At 69.9% G+C, this 14,771-nt stretch carries 15 protein-coding genes; 6 read left to right on the top strand and 9 right to left on the bottom strand.

The genetic code is table 11. The features are described from left to right. Window positions 1–261 precede the first annotated feature (261 nt). On the bottom strand, window positions 262–2,106 hold the full coding sequence (arc, locus tag YWM_RS0102325; protein WP_028849360.1) for a proteasome ATPase: 1,845 nt from the start codon (window positions 2,104–2,106) through the stop codon (window positions 262–264). Window positions 2,107–2,500: 394 nt separating this feature from the next. On the opposite strand from arc, the gene YWM_RS25030 reads away from it, so the two are divergent. Both YWM_RS25030 and YWM_RS0102315 read left to right on the top strand, forming a co-directional pair. After that, window positions 2,501–3,250, top strand: a complete 750-nt coding sequence (locus YWM_RS25030) for a hypothetical protein (RefSeq protein ID WP_052344460.1) — start codon at window positions 2,501–2,503, stop codon at window positions 3,248–3,250. A 347-nt stretch (window positions 3,251–3,597) separates the two neighbouring features. Next, window positions 3,598–4,290 carry a hypothetical protein gene (locus YWM_RS0102315; RefSeq protein ID WP_028849359.1) on the top strand — a complete coding sequence of 231 codons (693 nt, stop codon included), beginning with the start codon at window positions 3,598–3,600 and terminating at the stop codon, window positions 4,288–4,290. Window positions 4,291–4,344: 54 nt separating this feature from the next. Here the strand turns inward: YWM_RS0102315 and YWM_RS0102310 are convergent, their stop codons facing one another. Next, window positions 4,345–5,181 carry a tRNA (adenine-N1)-methyltransferase gene (locus YWM_RS0102310; protein ID WP_028849358.1) on the bottom strand — a complete coding sequence of 279 codons (837 nt, stop codon included), beginning with the start codon at window positions 5,179–5,181 and terminating at the stop codon, window positions 4,345–4,347. 27 nt (window positions 5,182–5,208) lie between these two features. Then, complete coding sequence (locus tag YWM_RS0102305) at window positions 5,209–6,378, bottom strand: site-2 protease family protein (protein WP_156914586.1); 1,170 nt, start codon at window positions 6,376–6,378, stop codon at window positions 5,209–5,211. Window positions 6,379–6,565: 187 nt separating this feature from the next. On the opposite strand from YWM_RS0102305, the gene YWM_RS0102300 reads away from it, so the two are divergent. From YWM_RS0102300 to YWM_RS0102290, 3 genes are all read left to right on the top strand, one after another. Continuing rightward, window positions 6,566–7,477, top strand: a complete 912-nt coding sequence (locus tag YWM_RS0102300; protein WP_028849356.1) for a RecB family exonuclease — start codon at window positions 6,566–6,568, stop codon at window positions 7,475–7,477. 111 nt (window positions 7,478–7,588) lie between these two features. Next, a complete protein-coding gene (locus tag YWM_RS0102295; protein WP_028849355.1) occupies window positions 7,589–8,521 on the top strand; it encodes a ParA family protein in 933 nt (310 codons plus the stop codon). A 59-nt stretch (window positions 8,522–8,580) separates the two neighbouring features. Continuing rightward, window positions 8,581–9,249, top strand: coding sequence for an O-methyltransferase (locus YWM_RS0102290; RefSeq protein ID WP_028849354.1), 669 nt, complete (start codon window positions 8,581–8,583; stop codon window positions 9,247–9,249). Window positions 9,250–9,283: 34 nt separating this feature from the next. Here the strand turns inward: YWM_RS0102290 and hisG are convergent, their stop codons facing one another. The 6 genes from hisG to YWM_RS21800 form a co-directional block, all read right to left on the bottom strand. Further along, window positions 9,284–10,138, bottom strand: a complete 855-nt coding sequence (hisG, locus tag YWM_RS0102285; protein WP_028849353.1) for an ATP phosphoribosyltransferase — start codon at window positions 10,136–10,138, stop codon at window positions 9,284–9,286. A gap of 9 nt (window positions 10,139–10,147) precedes the next feature. Next, window positions 10,148–10,411 (bottom strand): phosphoribosyl-ATP diphosphatase, encoded by a 264-nt coding sequence (locus YWM_RS0102280; protein WP_028849352.1) that lies wholly within the window; start codon window positions 10,409–10,411, stop codon window positions 10,148–10,150. An 87-nt stretch (window positions 10,412–10,498) separates the two neighbouring features. Further along, window positions 10,499–11,569: a hypothetical protein gene (locus tag YWM_RS0102275; protein WP_028849351.1), complete on the bottom strand. Its 1,071-nt coding sequence runs from the start codon at window positions 11,567–11,569 to the stop codon at window positions 10,499–10,501. Next, window positions 11,566–12,870 carry a hypothetical protein gene (locus YWM_RS0102270; protein WP_028849350.1) on the bottom strand — a complete coding sequence of 435 codons (1,305 nt, stop codon included), beginning with the start codon at window positions 12,868–12,870 and terminating at the stop codon, window positions 11,566–11,568. The genes YWM_RS0102275 and YWM_RS0102270 overlap by 4 nt, the downstream gene beginning before the upstream one ends. Next, window positions 12,863–13,222 (bottom strand): hypothetical protein, encoded by a 360-nt coding sequence (locus YWM_RS0102265; protein ID WP_052344459.1) that lies wholly within the window; start codon window positions 13,220–13,222, stop codon window positions 12,863–12,865. The genes YWM_RS0102270 and YWM_RS0102265 overlap by 8 nt, the downstream gene beginning before the upstream one ends. A 34-nt stretch (window positions 13,223–13,256) precedes the next feature. Continuing rightward, window positions 13,257–13,958 (bottom strand): HAD family hydrolase, encoded by a 702-nt coding sequence (locus tag YWM_RS21800; protein WP_043659108.1) that lies wholly within the window; start codon window positions 13,956–13,958, stop codon window positions 13,257–13,259. Window positions 13,959–13,987: 29 nt separating this feature from the next. On the opposite strand from YWM_RS21800, the gene YWM_RS0102255 reads away from it, so the two are divergent. Next, window positions 13,988–14,770: a thioesterase family protein gene (locus YWM_RS0102255; protein ID WP_028849348.1), complete on the top strand. Its 783-nt coding sequence runs from the start codon at window positions 13,988–13,990 to the stop codon at window positions 14,768–14,770. The last annotated feature ends 1 nt before the right edge of the window (window position 14,771 follow it).

Below are 14,771 nucleotides of genomic sequence, written 5' to 3'. Positions count from 1 at the left end.
AAACCAGCCGAGGCCCGGACCCGCCGGCCGGCTTTCGCACGCGTCTCCTCCGCTTCGGCGTCGATCATGTCGACCGACCCGATGTGGCGCACAGGCTCGCCTTCGTAGCCCTGGCAGCTCCCTGCTCGCGCCCCGGCAGACGCTTCCGCCGGCCCGCTGCGCGGCTGCCGATCCGCAGATACCGGAAGGGAGCCCGGCCCGCGCCGGACTCCCTTCCGCCTACCGACAACACTGCTCGTGGGCGTGCCCCGAGCCGAGCTTCTACAGGTACTGGCCGGTGTTGGTCGCCGTGTCGATCGCCCTGCCGGAATCCTGGTTCTTGCCCGACACCAGCGTCCGGATGTAGACGATGCGCTCGCCCTTCTTGCCGGAGATGCGCGCCCAGTCGTCCGGGTTCGTGGTGTTGGGCAGGTCCTCGTTCTCGGCGAACTCGTCGACGATGGCGTCCAGCAGGTGCTGCACCCGCAGGCCGGGCTGGTTGGTCTCCAGCACCGACTTGATGGCCGCCTTCTTCGACCGGTCCACGATGTTCTGGATCATCGCGCCGGAGTTGAAGTCGCGGAAGTACAGCACTTCCTTGTCGCCGTTGGCGTAGGTGACCTCCAAGAAGCGGTTCTCCTCCGACTCCTCGTACATGCGCTCCACGGTGTGCTGGATCATCGCGTCCAGGCACGCCTGTGCGTCGCCGTTGAACTCGGCCAGGTCGTCGGCGTGGATCGGCAAGCCGGTCTTGAGGTACTTGGAGAAGATGTCCTTGGCGCCCTCGGCGTCCGGCCGCTCGATCTTGATCTTCACGTCGAGCCTGCCCGGTCGCAGAATCGCCGGGTCGATCATGTCCTCGCGGTTGGACGCGCCGATGACGATGACGTTCTCCAGGCCCTCCACACCGTCGATCTCCGACAGCAGCTGCGGGACGATCGTGGTCTCCACGTCCGAGGACACACCGCTGCCACGGGTGCGGAAGATCGAGTCCATCTCGTCGAAGAACACGATCACCGGCGTGCCTTCGGACGCCTTCTCCCGTGCCCGCTGGAAGATCATCCGGATGTGCCGCTCGGTCTCACCGACGAACTTGTTGAGCAGCTCCGGACCCTTGATGTTGAGGAAGTAGGACTTGGCCTCCTTCGGGTTGTCGCCCTTGCCCGCGGCGACCTGCTTGGCCAGCGAGTTCGCCACCGCCTTGGCGATCAGCGTCTTACCGCAGCCGGGCGGGCCGTAGAGCAGCACGCCCTTCGGCGGACGCAGCTGGTACTCGCGGTACAGGTCGGCGTGCAGGAACGGCAGCTCGACCGCGTCGCGGATCTGCTCGATCTGCCGCTGCAGGCCACCGATGTCCTCGTAGCTGACGTCCGGCACCTCTTCCAGGACCAGGTCCTCGACCTCGGCCTTGGGCACCCGCTCGTACGCGTAGCCCGCCTTGAGGTCGACCAGCAGCGAATCGCCGGGCTTGAGCGGCGAATCCGCCAACGGGTCGGCCAGCCAGACCACACGCTCCTCGTCCGCGTGGCCGACCACCAGGGCGCGCTCGGCCTCACCGTCGGCCGCCGCGGGCAGCAGCTCCCGCAACGTGCAGACCTCACCGGTGCGCTCGAAGTCGCCCGCTTCCACGACGGTCAGCGCCTCGTTCAGCCGCAGCGACTGCCCCCGCTTCAGCTGGTCGATCTCGATCGTCGGCGACACCGCCACGCGCATGCGGCGGCCGGAGGTGAACACGTCCACCGTCCCGTCGTCGAACGCTCGCAGGAACGTGCCGTAACCACTCGGCGGCTGGGCGAGGCGATCCACTTCCTCGCGCAGCGCGAGCAGCTGGCTGCGGGCATCCCGCAGCGTCTCGACCAATTTGGCGTTGCGCTCGGTCAGCTGGGCGATCCGTTCGGACGCCTCGGCCAAGCGCTGCTCGAGGACCCGATCACTGTTCGGCGCCGCAGCGGCGCGACGCCGAAGCCGGGACGCCTCCTCTTCCAGGAACCGGACCTGGCGGGCTTGCTCGCCGCTGAGCGCGCCGTCGGAGTCCTCGGCCGCCACCTGTGCTTCGCCGGCCGTGTCCTCGTGTGCTGTCAGGCCGCCGCCTTCGTCGTGCTGGCCACCTGGGCGCTCGTTCTGCATGCGGCACCTCCTCGCGTTCTTGCTTACCACGGTACCGGCGACCGACGACATGCAAAGACTTCTCAGCAGAAGGAATCTCCCCGGCGCGTCGCGGAACGATCATCGGGCCGTAACGCAATCCTCCGTTGCGGTACACAGCCGCAACACGGCCTCGCTACCCACCGTTCACCCCGACCGCCGGCGTCCGGACCGGACCCGGCCGAGCGTCGGAGGTCAATGGTCCGAATCGGTGCGCTCCACGTGACGCCGACCACTGGTGGTATCCGTATCCTGGTGACTTCACCTCATCCGGACACCGCCCGGATAACATTCGGTAACGCTTGCTGGGGGGCGGTTGGCAACACCGGTTTCGAGGGTTCCCACTGGGGTTCCGTGACGAGCAGATAGGGGCACCATGTCTTACCCACCACAACAGCCCGGCCCGTACGGTCAGCAGCCGCACAGCGGTGGGTTCCCCTCTCAACCTGGGGGGCCGTACGGACAGCCGGGACAGCAATACGGCCAGCAGTACGGCCAGCCCGGTTACGGGCAGGGCAGTCCTTACGGCGAGCACGGCGGCTATCCCGGTGGTGGCGGCGGCTATCCGGGCGGTGAGCCACCCGAGAAGAAGAAGACCGGCCTGATCGCAGGCATCATCGCCGGCGTCGTCGTGCTGATCGCGGGCGCCGTGCTGTTCACCGGCTTCGTCGCACCCGGCTTCTTCAACAGCGACGACTCCGAGGACTCCAGCAACGAGGCCCAGTCCAGCCAGCAGCAGGAACAGCCGCAACAGTCCGAGGGCCAGGCGCCCCCTCCGGCGACCGAGCCGACCCTGCCCGGCGGTGACCAGCCGGAGCAGGGCCCTGACGGCGGACCGGCCGCGGACGTGGACCGGATCAAGCAGGTTGCTCAGACCGTGGTCGACGGCCTGAACAACAAGAGCGCCGACACCGTCAAGACCGTGTCGTGCAACCCGCAGAACGAGAACCAGTCCGACTACGACGCGTTCCCGGACGGCGTCACCTGGAGCGTGGAAGGCGACCCCAGCGTCACCGGTACGACGGCCACGGTGCCGCTCAAGGCCTCTGGCCCCGGCGGGGAGCAGGGCGCCACGTTGAACCTGCGCAAGAACGACAACGACTGGTGCGCCGCCACCGTCAAGTAGCCACCAGGTCCGAGGCGATACGGCCCCGTTCCCCGCGCGGGAGCGGGGCCGTCGCTTTTGTCCGGGCCGCACCTCGTTCGGCGAACAGAACATTTGGGTGGATCCACGGCGTCGCGCCGCACGTCGTAGAGTGCAGACCGCACTTCGATCAAGGGGGCCAGCGCCCACGGAGCGCGCAACACCGGCACGAATGCACTCATTGCGAACCGCCGAACGCGGATCGTCGTCCCATGGCGGTGCCGGTGCACAACAGCACATCGCAGCGTCGGTTGGCCATCACCCCACTGTCCTGCGCGAAACGCCAGCGCGCCGTGCGTGCGCGCACGTGAGAACACAAGAGGACGAACATGACCTACCCACCACAGGGCCCGTACGGCCAGCAGCCGGGCTACGGCCCGCCGCCGCAGCAGCAGCCGGGTTACGGCCCGCCGCAGCCGCCCCACCAGCAGGGCGGATACCAGCAGCCGGGCTACCCGGGCGGCGAACCACCGAAGAAGAAGACCGGCCCCGTCATCGCCGTCGTCGTCGCGGTGGTGGTGATCCTGGCCGCGGTGGGCATCACCGGTTTCTGGCAGCCGGGCTTCTTCCTGGCCGACGAGTCCGACTCCAAGGAGGACACCACCTCGTCCGCTCCGCAGACGCCGGCGGGCTCCGAGCCCCAGGGCGAGGGCAACGGACAGCCACCGAAGCCGGACATCCAGACGCCTGGTGGTGGTCAGCTGCCGCCGGAGGGCGAGCCGCCCACGGGCGGGGAAGGTGGCGCGGAAGCCGTGCTGGCGAAGGCGAAGGCTTTCGTTGACGCCTACAACTCCCGCAACAAGGAGGCCATGGTCGCCACCACCTGCTCGGACGCGAGCAAGATCCGCAGCTTCGACCTCAAGGGATTGCCGTCGGACGCGAAGATGTCCATCACCGGTGACGCGAACGTCACCGGAGACACCGCCAAGGTTCCGGTGGAGATCTCGCAGGGCGGCAAGTCGGACGACAGCCGCATGCCGCTGCGCAACGAGAGCGGCGGCTGGTGCGTCTCGGACAACTGATCAGTTGACGAGCAAGGCGGCGGGAGCGCGGGGCTCTCGCCGCCTTGTTGCGTCTTACCTGCTGGCCGACGGGCGGCGGTGCACTCGCGGCGGCGTCACGCCGTCGGCCAGGCGCCGGGCGGTGAGCAGGAACGCGGTGTGCGCCTGCATCTTGTGCTCCGGCCGCACCGCGAGACCGACCACGTGCCACGGGCGGTGCAGCGTCTCCCAGGCCTGGGGTTCGGTCCAGCACTGTTGTTCCCGCAGCGCCTCGGTGACCCGGGACAGCTGCGTCACCGTGGCGACGTAGACCACCAGCACGCCACCGGGTCGCAGGTTCTTCGCCACGGTGGGCAGGACGTCCCACGGTGCCAGCATGTCGAGGATGACCCGGTCCACCTCACCGCTGTGCGTGTCGACGTCCGCCACGTGCAGCGTCCAGTTCTCCGGCCCCTCACCGAAGAACCGCCGCACGTTGCGTTCGGCGTGCTCGGCGTGGTCGGCGCGCACCTCGTAGGAGGTGACGGCGCCCTCGGGCCCGACCGCGCGCAACAGCGAGCAGGTGAGCGCGCCGGATCCCGCTCCGGCCTCGAGCACCCGGGCGCCCGGGTAGATGTCGCCCCACATGACGATCTGTGCGGCGTCCTTGGGGTAGATCACCTGCGCCCCGCGCGGCATCGACAGCACGTAGTCGGCCAGCAGCGGCCGCAGCGCCAAGAACTCCGTCCCGCCCGATGAGGTGACCACCGACCCTTCCGGCCGGCCGATCAGGTCGTCGTGCGCGACCACCCCGCGGTGGGTGTGGAAGAACTCGCCCTCGGCCAGCACCACGGTGTACTTCCGCCCTTTCGGGTCGGTCAGTTGGACTCGGTCGCCGAGTTGGAAACGCCCGTGGGCCGCATTGACGTTCATCGCCGCGCCAGCCTACTGCCCGCGATGTCAGTGCCCTCGCTCGGTCAACATCGCCGCACGTACGTCCTCGCGGCGCAGCACACCCGCGGGCCGCCCGTCGTCGTCGACGACAAGGAACTGCGCCGCCGGGGTCTCCCGCACCCGGGCGGCGATCTCGTCACCCGGCTCGGACTGCAGCAGCACCGACTCCGGCCGCACGGGTTCGGCGGCGAGTTCCGCGGGCGCGTTCGGTGATTCGGCGGCCAGTCGCTGGGCGATCACGCCGTCCAGCAGTCCGGCCGCGACGCCGTCGGCCCGCACCAGGACCACTCCCCTGCCCGCCGAGGCTTCCAACGCGGCCGACACCGGGCTTTCCGCGGGCAGCTGCAGCACCGGCAGCATCAGCTCCTGCACGTCGAGCTCCGTCGGCCAGTAGCGCCGCTGCTCGGCGGCCAGCTCGGCATGCGCCCCGGTCACCACGAACCAGCCGGTGATCACGCACACCGCCAGCCGCAGCCACCTGTCCTGGCTGCTTTCCACCAGGCCCCACATGGCCCACACGGCCAGCGCGACGGTGACCACCCAGCCACCGATCACCGCGGCCCGGGTGCCCTGGGAGCGTCTCCCGGTCATCGCCCACACGCCCGCGCGCAGCATTCGTCCGCCGTCCAGCGGCAGGCCGGGCAGGATGTTGAAGATCGCCACGGCCAGGTTGGCCACGGCACACTGCGCCACCAGCAGCCAGCTGGCACCCGGCGGAACGACGAGCAACAGCAGCCCACAGCCCGCGGCCAGCACCAGCGACACGACCGGCCCGGCCGCGGCCACCAGCCCTTCCTCACGCGGGCGCCGCGGCGTGCGCACCACTTCGGACAGGCCACCGAGCAGGTACAGCTTCAGCCGCCGCACCGGCATCCCGAGCCGCAACGCCACCAAGGTGTGCCCGAGCTCGTGCGCGAACACCGACACCCCCAGCAACACGGCGAACGTGGCGGCCAACGCCAGTGAGAGCCCCGCGCCCGTGCCGGGCAGGATTCGTTCGACCAGCGGGGCGTAGAGCACGACGACCACCAGCGAGCCCAGCCACCACGACGGCGCCAGGTAGACGGGGACCCCGCTGACGGAGAACAGCCGCAGCCCGTCCCCGGCCTCCCCAGGCGGGGCTGTGCGCGCGCCGCTGGGAGAGCCCCCCGGTGCCGAGCCGTGCTGCGCTGCCATGCCCCGAGCTTAGAGCCCGCCGTGTGGGGCGCCAGTGAGCGCGCATGCCCCTGGTCGTGCTCGTCACCTACCCCGGTGGCGCGGCCTACCCCGGTGGCGCGGCGGGCACTGCGCCGGTTGGTGGCAAGCTCACTCGGCGGCCGTGTCGGGTCGGCACATCGTCGGTGCCCTCCCCTATGGTCGACGCATGATCACCGCCACGGACTCGGCAGGGCCGTCCGGTGCAGGCGCGCCAGGGGCCGGCGAGGCGTCCACCGTCGTGCGCCGTCCCGCGCTGTCCCCGTCCCGGGCAGGCGACTTCAAGCAGTGCCCGTTGCTGTACCGCTTCCGCGTGGTCGACAAGCTTCCGGAGCAGCCGACCCCGGTGCAGGTCCGCGGCACGCTGGTGCACTCCGTTCTGGAACGGCTGTACTCGCTGCCCGCGGCCGAGCGGGTCCCCGAGCGCGCCAAGGCGCTGCTGGTGCCCGCGTGGGAGGAACTGGCGGCCGAGCAGCCCGACCTGGCCCGAGTATTCCGAGAGGACGAGCTCAAGCCGGAGACGGCGTGGCTGGAGTCGGCGGGCAAGCTGATCGACACCTACTTCAAGCTGGAGGACCCGCGGCGGCTCGAGCCGGAGGCGTGCGAACTGCGCGTCGAGGTGGAGATCGGCAACGGCGTGCTGCTGCGCGGGTTCGTGGACCGGCTGGACGTCGCGCCCAACGGCGACCTACGCGTGGTGGACTACAAGACCGGCGCGGCGCCCCGCCAGATCGGCGAGATGCGGGCACTGTTCCAGATGAAGTTCTACGCCGTCGCGCTGTGGCGGCTGCGCGGTGTGGTACCCCGCCAACTGAAGTTGATCTACCTGCGGGACGGCGAAGCGCTCGCCTACGCCCCGGACGAGGGTGAACTGGTGCGCTTCGAACGCACCCTGGAGGCGATCTGGCGGGCCATCCTGCGCGCGGGCGAGACGGGCGATTTCCGGCCGTCGAAGAGCAAACTGTGCGACTGGTGCGATCACAAGGCGCACTGCCCGGCCTTCGGGGGCTCGCCGCCGGAGTACCCCGGCTGGCCGGACCCGGATCTGGGCGCCGAGACCGCGCTCGACCGGGCAGACTGAGGCCAGGGTGTAACCCCGCGCGCGATCATGATCGGCTAGCGTCGATAACCTCAGCTGTGAGCGGGTCAGCACGCGCTGTCACCGTGAGGAAAGATCGGGACGATTGTGACGATGCAGGTCACTTCGGTGATCAATCAGAAGGGCGGAGTCGGCAAGACGGCGTTGTCCGTCGGCGTCGCCGCCGCATTGGCCGAACAGGGCCGTCGTGTGCTGTTGATCGATCTGGACCCACAGGGGCACGCCACCACCGAGTTCCTCGGGCTGCCCGAGGTGCCACCCGGCAGGCCGAGCCTGCCGATGGCGCTGAGCAAGATGTGGAAGGGGCCGGTCTCCGAGCTCGCGGTCCCGCATCAGCGCAGCAACATCGGGCCGGGCGGCTGCCTGCACGTGATACCGACCGCGCCGGGCATGTTCGACCTCATCCGCAGGCAGCATCACGTGCGCGTGCCCACGTGGGAGCTGGCCAGGGTGCTGCAGTTCGCCGACTACCAGCACATCATCATCGACTGCCCGCCGGCGCTGGATCTGCTGACCAACAACGCGCTGGCCGCCACCGACGGTGTGCTGGTGCCGGTGCAACCCGACCGCACCAGCATTCGCGCGGTGCGGCTGCTCACCGAGCAGGTGCGCCATCTGGAGCAGCGCATCGACCGGCCGCCGATCGAGTACTTCGGTTTGGTGCCCGGGCTGTATCGCCGCCCGCTGAGCGCGTACTCGGAGGCGGTGCTGCGTGCCTTCCAAGGTGTCGGGATGCCGATCCTGGCGCATGTCCCGATGGGCGTGGTGGTGAACGAGGCGGCCGAGCGCGGCATGCCGGTGACCACGTATGCCCCGCAGAGCCCGCAGGCGGTGGCGATGCGTCAGGTCGCGCGAGTGGTCGACGGGCACTTGGCCAGGCGGAAGCAGCAGCGCAGGACGTACGTGCCGAACGCCGACTTCGAGTTCGAGGACTTCATCACCGAGGTGGCGGGCGTGCGCAGGCGCACCGAGGCCGAGCACCGCTCCGGCTTGTACGACCTGATGCCCAGACGCAGCAGGCGATGACGCGGGATCATCCGGAAGAACCACAGGTGGAGACCCGAATTCAGCAGTAGGGTCTATTCATGACGCCGCGACCGACGCTGAACATCACCAGCCAGTTGCACGAGTACGTGTTGGCGCACAGCAAGAAGCCGGATGCGGTGCAGCGCTCGCTGATCGAGGAGACGGCGCGAGCTACCGGCAACGCGGCGACCATGCAGGTCGCACCCGATCAGGGCGCCTTCCTCACGCTGCTGGCCCGCATCATGGGTGCGCGCTACGCGGTCGAGGTCGGGACCTTCACCGGCTACTCGTCGCTGGCGATCGCGCGGGGCCTGGCCGACGGCGGGCACATGTTGTGCTGTGACGTCAGCGAGGAGTGGACGGCCATCGCCCGCAAGCACTGGGACATGGGCGGGGTCTCCGATCGCATCGAGTTGCGCATCGGTCCTGCCCGGCAGACGCTCGAGTCCCTGCCCCGCGACGAGATCATCGACCTGTCCTTCATCGACGCGGACAAGGAGTCCTACATCGACTACTGGGAGGCACTGGTGCCGCGCACCCGTCCCGGGGGCGTGGTGCTGGCCGACAACACGTTGTGGAAAGGCCGGGTGGTGCCCGGCGAGGACCCGGACCACAACCCGATGACCGAACACATCGACGCATTCAACAACCACGTCGCGGCCGACCCACGGGTCGACGCGGTGGTGCTGACGGTCGCCGACGGGCTCACCATGGCGGTGAAGAAGTAGCGCCCCACCTGCGGTGGCCGGCCGGCGCGCGGCGCTACAGCCGGCAGGACCGGATGTCCGACGCCAGGATGGCTTTCGCGCCGACCTCGGCCAGCGCGTCCATGATCTGGTTGACCTCACGGCGTGCCACCATGGCGCGTACCGCCACCCAGTTCTCGTCCGCCAGCGGCGCCATGGTCGGCGACTCCAGACCGGGCGTGATGGCCGTGGCGGCGTCGAGCTTCTCTCGCGGGCAGTTGTAGTCCAACATCAGGTACTGCTGGGCGAACACCACGCCCTGCACCCGCGCGGTCAGCTGCGCCTTGGCTTTCTCGTACTCGCTCCGGCGGCCGTTGGCCCGCTCGACGAGCACGGCCTCGGAGACGCAGATCGGCTCGCCGAAGGCGACCAGGTTGTGCTGCCGCAGCGTGCGGCCGCTGCCCACCACGTCCGCGATGGCATCGGCGACCCCGAGCTGGATGGAGATCTCCACCGCACCGTCCAGCCGGATGATCTCCGCCTCGATGCCGTGCTTGGCCAGGTTGTCGGCCACCAGGCGCGGATACGACGTGGCGATCCGCTTGCCGTGCAGGTCGGCGATCTCCCACTGCCGGTCCGACGTGGTGGCGTACCGGAACGTCGACCCGCCGAAGCCCAGAGCCAGCCGCTCGCTGACCGGTGCGCCGGAGTCCAGCGCCAGGTCGCGGCCGGTGATGCCCAGGTCCAGCTCGCCGGAGCCGACGTAGATCGGGATGTCCTTGGGCCGGAGGAAGAAGAACTCGACCTCGTTGGCCGGGTCGAGCACCGTCAGGTCGCGCGATTCGTGCCGCTGCCGGTACCCCGCTTCGGCGAGCATCTCGGACGCGGCGTTCGCCAGCGCACCCTTGTTGGGCACGGCGACTCTCAGCATGGCTCTCCCCTACAGGTACCGGTAGACGTCGTCGAGTGTCAGGCCGCGGGCGAGCATCAGTACCTGCACCCGGTACAGCAGCTGTGAGATTTCCTCGGCCAGCGCCTCGTCCGATTCGTGCTCGGCCGCCAGCCACACCTCTCCGGCCTCTTCGAGAACCTTCTTGCCCTGGGCGTGCACGCCTGCGTCGAGCGCCCGCACCGTGCCGGAATCGGGCGGCCGGGTGCGGGCCTTCTCGGTCAGCTCGGCGAACAGTTCGTCGAAGGTCTTCACGCCAAGAATCCTCGCACCACAGCGGCGCGCGCACCCGTGCGGGCCACACGGTCGGCGTCCGGAGTCACACCGTCGCGTCAATCTTGATCAGTCCGGCGCCCTGCGCAGAAGGTCTTCGGCCCGTCGGGAGATCGCCCGGTATTCCTCCGTCGACTCCGCGGCGTCGAAGTCGCGTACCAGGTGCAGATAGCCCTCGGCCAGCGTGACCACCTGGTCCGGGTCCGGTGGCTGTTCGCCGCCGACCAGCACGCGGGCCTGATCCCGCTCGAGGGCCAGCACGCGGTCGGCCAGCGCGTTGACGTCGGCCTGGGCGGCCGCTCGCGCCCCTGCCCGCTCGCGGCGTTCGTCCGCCCGCTGGGAGGCGGTGCCGAAGCCGCGCCGCAGGAGCAGGAACAGCAATGCCGCGGCGACCGCTCCGCCGACGACGTATCCCGAGATCCGCAGCTCGCGGTACGGGCCGCCGAGGTCGCGCTCACCCGGCGGGTCCTCGAAGAAGGCGATTCTCTCCTCGTAATTGGGCACCAGCTCTTCGACCATGGGCAGCAGCCGTCCGGCTTCCACGTGCGGTCTGGTGTCCACCATCGCCGACGCCAACACCCCTTCGGGCCAGTGCGGCGGCTCATCGTCGTACTTGTCGCGCGGGAAGTCCGGGCCGACGCAGGCACGGGCGAAATTGGGGCGCGGGTGAATCACCACGACCATCGTGTCGGGATACTCGGCGGCGATGGCCTCACACGTCCGGCCCATCGGGACGTCGTACTCCTTGAGCGGGTTCGAGTCGCCGTGCTCGGCCGCGTAGGCCTTGTCGTCGCGGGCGATCATCTCCGGATACGGCGCGCGTTCCGGGTCGAACGCTTTCGGGTCGGTGAAACCGGCGATCAGCAGCGGCCGGTCACCGATGACCTTCCGCGCAGCCTGGACGTCCAGCTCCCATGCGGCGTCGTCGCTGCGCTGTACGTACACGCTGCTTTCCCGCAGCGCGGGTATCGCCAGCTTCGCTTCCGGGGTGAGCGGAACGCGAGCCTTCTCGGTGGCAAACAGCATGGGCACCGCGAAGGCGACCACCGTGTAGCCGACGCCGATGACGAGCGCCAACGCCAGCCATCGGCGCCGCAGCCAACGCCCGGCCGCCCGGAGCAACCGCAGAGCACGCTTCATTGCTTGCCGTCCAAGATCGCGTGCGCCTCCTTGATCACGTCCCGGGCGATGAGCAGCTCCGCGCTGGTGGTCGCTTGCTCACTGAGGTCGACCGCGGTCGCGTACCGTTCGGCCGCCTCTGCCCTACGGCGAGAGCCGGCCTCCTCCTCGGCTTTCGCCACGGCGGCCGCCAGCCGCGCCAGCTCGGCCGCCACCTCGGCACTGCGCAGCCTCATCGCGCGCTGCTCGGCACGCTGACGTCGCACGCGCCGCCACCACCAGCCGCCGACGGACGCCCCGCCGAGCACCACGCCGGTCGCGGCGAACGCCCACGGTCCCACCAGGCCTCCGGTCTCCTCGACGCTCGGTGGCCGGACCGGAATGCCCCGGGGATCGAGCACCCCGCGGCGGATCAAGCTCAGCCGGTCGAAGAAGGCCTTGACGATGCCGACCTGGCGGCCCGTCCACAGGATCGACTCCGCTTCCGCCGCGCGGCCGAAACGCAGCGAGGTCGCCAATGCCTGCTGGTCACCCGGCCCGGCCGCGTCCAACCAGAGTCCCCGCACGACGACGACGGTGTCGTTCGGGAAGCGTTCGGTCAGCCCGGGCAGCGGGTCGGGTACCGGCCGTCCGGGCCGCGCCGGAGGCAGGTAGACCACGCGGTATCGGCCGACCGACTCATCGGGCTCGAACAGCCGGAAGCGGGCCAGCTCGTCCTCGGTCGTCGCCAGCGCCGGATCCACGAACAGACGCTTGCGCATGCCGTTCTCGATGCGGTCCACCAGCTCGTCACTTGCTTCGACCACGCGCGGCGGCCGTTGCCGCTTGCCCAGGCCGTCGCCGCGAGCAAGGCGCAACACGTCCACGAGCGGAGCGGTGACGTCGTACGTGCGCAGCACGGTCGGGGCGTGCCTGCGGTTGATCGCGGCGTCGTAGCTACCTTCCGGGCCCTTGCCGTAGTACTTGCCGTCGGCGAGCTCGAACCAGTCGGTGTCGACCTCCACGCCACCGACGGTGATCAGCACATCGTCGTCGCTCAGATACTTCTCCAGCGGCTCGGCGATGTCCAACCGGCTCGTCCGGAACGGCGCGACGACGACGTAGATGGTGCCTTTCACCGCGGGCTCGCTGCGCCGCATCTCCGCCCGCACCCGGTCCTCGTCGAACCGCGCCACCGCACCGGGCAGCACCGCGATCGGCTCGTGCTGCAGCTGACGCCAGATCGCTTCACCGTCCAGTTCCGGCTTGGTGTCCTGCGCATGGGCCGGCAGCGCCGCGGCGATCAGCCAGACCAGGACGACCAGCGCGAGCGCCTTACGCACCGCTGATCACCGGCGGGTCGATGCCCAGTTTGCGGCAGGCGGCCGCCACATGGTCGAGCCCTTCCTGCGCCACGTCCTCGGCCACCGCACACTGCTCCTCGCTGACCGCCTCGGCCAGCAGCGCACCCGCCGTGTGCCAACGCTCGCTCGCCCGGCTCAGCTCGTCGGCAGCGGTCAGGTCGGCGCCGGGATCGATCGTCTCGACACAGAACTCGAGCCTGCGGTAGACCGCGCGGGCCCGTGCCTTCGCCTGGACAAGACGCTGGCGCCGTTGCGAAGCGCGCGCCGCGGGGACCGCCGCGCCGGCCACCACTGCACCGACGCCGATGACCAACGGAATGATCGGCAGCATGGCGACGACTCTAGGAGAGGCCGATCATGGCGGCTCAGGCAGAGCGGGCCTGACGCCCGTCCTGGGCCAACCGGAACGCGGCGCTCAGGTCGTCCGGGCGCAGCCCGGCCAGCGTCTCCAGCACCAACAGCGACGGGCCCGGCTCGACCGGTACGTCGTTGGGCACCACGATCACCCCGCAACCGGCCGCCGCCGCCGCGCTGCTGCCCACCGGAGAGTCCTCGATCGCCACGCACCGGCCCGGCTCGACGCCGAGCAGTTCGGCTGCTCGCAGGTAGGGCCGCGGGTGTGGCTTGTTCTTGCCGTCCACTTCGTCGCCCGCCACGGTCACGTCGAACCAGCGGCGGCCGATGTGGTCGAGCGCGCGCTCGGCCAACGGCCGAACCGTCGAGGTCACCAGCGCGGTCGGCAGACCGGTCTCGCGCACCATCTGCAAGGCGTCCACGGCGCCCGGACGCCACGGGATGTCGCCGGAGAACAGCTCGTGCATGCGCGCCTCGAGCCATCCGTTCGCCTCGGCATACGACTCGTCGGTCAGTTCCCGGCCGAGATCGGCGAACAGCAGCCGCATGGTCTGCAGGCTGTTGGTGCCCACGATCTTCGCCCGCGCCTCGCGCGACAGTCGGCCGCCCAGGTGTTCGGCGAGTTCACCGAGCGCGATCTCCCACAGTTTCTCCGTGTCGACGAGAGTGCCGTCCATGTCCCACAGCACCGCGTCGGGCAGCTCGAACTCCATCACGCTCCTTTCGCTGGCAGACTAACCGCGTGAGCGATGCGGCCTTTTACCAGCAAACCGACGATGAGACCTACGCCTCCACCGAGCACACGAACGGCCCATGGGGGCCGGGGATGCAGCACCTCGGCCCGCCGTCGGCGCTGCTGACCCGCGCGCTCGAGCGGGTCGACGGCGCGCAGGACCGGTCGATCGCCCGGGTCACGGTCGAGATCCTCGGCCCGGTCCCGGTCGCCGAGCTGCACGTCCAGGCCGAGCTGGTCCGCCCTGGGCGATCGGTGGAAATGCTCGAGGCGACGATGAGCGCCAACGGCCGCGCGGTCGCGCTGGCCAGGGCATGGCGGATCATCCGCAGCGACACCACGTCCGTGCGCAGCACGCACGCCGACCCGCTGCCCGGTCCGGACGCCGGTCGCGAGTTCGGCCGCCCGGAAGGCTGGCACGCCGGCTACATCGACGCGATGCAGTGGCACTCGATCAAGGGTGGGCTCGGCGAACCCGGTCCGGCCACGGTGTGGGCCCGTCAGCGGATCCCGCTGGTGAGCGGTGAGGAGCCGAGCCCGCTGCAGCGACTGATGACGGTCGCCGACTCCGGCAACGGTGTCTCGGGTGGCCTGGACCCGATGCAGTGGTGGTTCATCAACACCGAGCTCACCGTGCACGTCGTGCGCCCGCCGGAAGGCGAGTGGATCGGCCTGGACGCCGCCACCACGATCGGCCCGCACGGCATCGGCTGCGCCAACACCGTCATTCACGACGTGAACGGGCCGGTCGGTACCGGCGCGCAGGCGCTGATGGTGCGCGAACGCCACTGAC

Origin of the sequence: Thermocrispum municipale DSM 44069 (genome assembly GCF_000427825.1) — a bacterium.
Taxonomy (GTDB): Bacteria; Actinomycetota; Actinomycetes; order Mycobacteriales; family Pseudonocardiaceae; genus Thermocrispum; species Thermocrispum municipale.
This window is presented reverse-complemented; position numbering and strand designations above follow the sequence as displayed.

Bases quoted from the DNA above. Each gene is read 5' to 3' on its own strand.
- arc (WP_028849360.1), bottom strand. From the start codon at position 2,106: ATGCAGAACGAGCGCCCAGGTGGCCAGCACGACGAAGGCGGCGGCCTG.
- YWM_RS25030 (WP_052344460.1), top strand. From the start codon at position 2,501: ATGTCTTACCCACCACAACAGCCCGGCCCGTACGGTCAGCAGCCGCAC.
- YWM_RS0102315 (WP_028849359.1), top strand. From the start codon at position 3,598: ATGACCTACCCACCACAGGGCCCGTACGGCCAGCAGCCGGGCTACGGC.
- YWM_RS0102310 (WP_028849358.1), bottom strand. From the start codon at position 5,181: ATGAACGTCAATGCGGCCCACGGGCGTTTCCAACTCGGCGACCGAGTC.
- YWM_RS0102305 (WP_156914586.1), bottom strand. From the start codon at position 6,378: ATGGCAGCGCAGCACGGCTCGGCACCGGGGGGCTCTCCCAGCGGCGCG.
- YWM_RS0102300 (WP_028849356.1), top strand. From the start codon at position 6,566: ATGATCACCGCCACGGACTCGGCAGGGCCGTCCGGTGCAGGCGCGCCA.
- YWM_RS0102295 (WP_028849355.1), top strand. From the start codon at position 7,589: ATGCAGGTCACTTCGGTGATCAATCAGAAGGGCGGAGTCGGCAAGACG.
- YWM_RS0102290 (WP_028849354.1), top strand. From the start codon at position 8,581: ATGACGCCGCGACCGACGCTGAACATCACCAGCCAGTTGCACGAGTAC.
- hisG (WP_028849353.1), bottom strand. From the start codon at position 10,138: ATGCTGAGAGTCGCCGTGCCCAACAAGGGTGCGCTGGCGAACGCCGCG.
- YWM_RS0102275 (WP_028849351.1), bottom strand. From the start codon at position 11,569: ATGAAGCGTGCTCTGCGGTTGCTCCGGGCGGCCGGGCGTTGGCTGCGG.
- YWM_RS0102265 (WP_052344459.1), bottom strand. From the start codon at position 13,222: ATGCTGCCGATCATTCCGTTGGTCATCGGCGTCGGTGCAGTGGTGGCC.
- YWM_RS21800 (WP_043659108.1), bottom strand. From the start codon at position 13,958: ATGGAGTTCGAGCTGCCCGACGCGGTGCTGTGGGACATGGACGGCACT.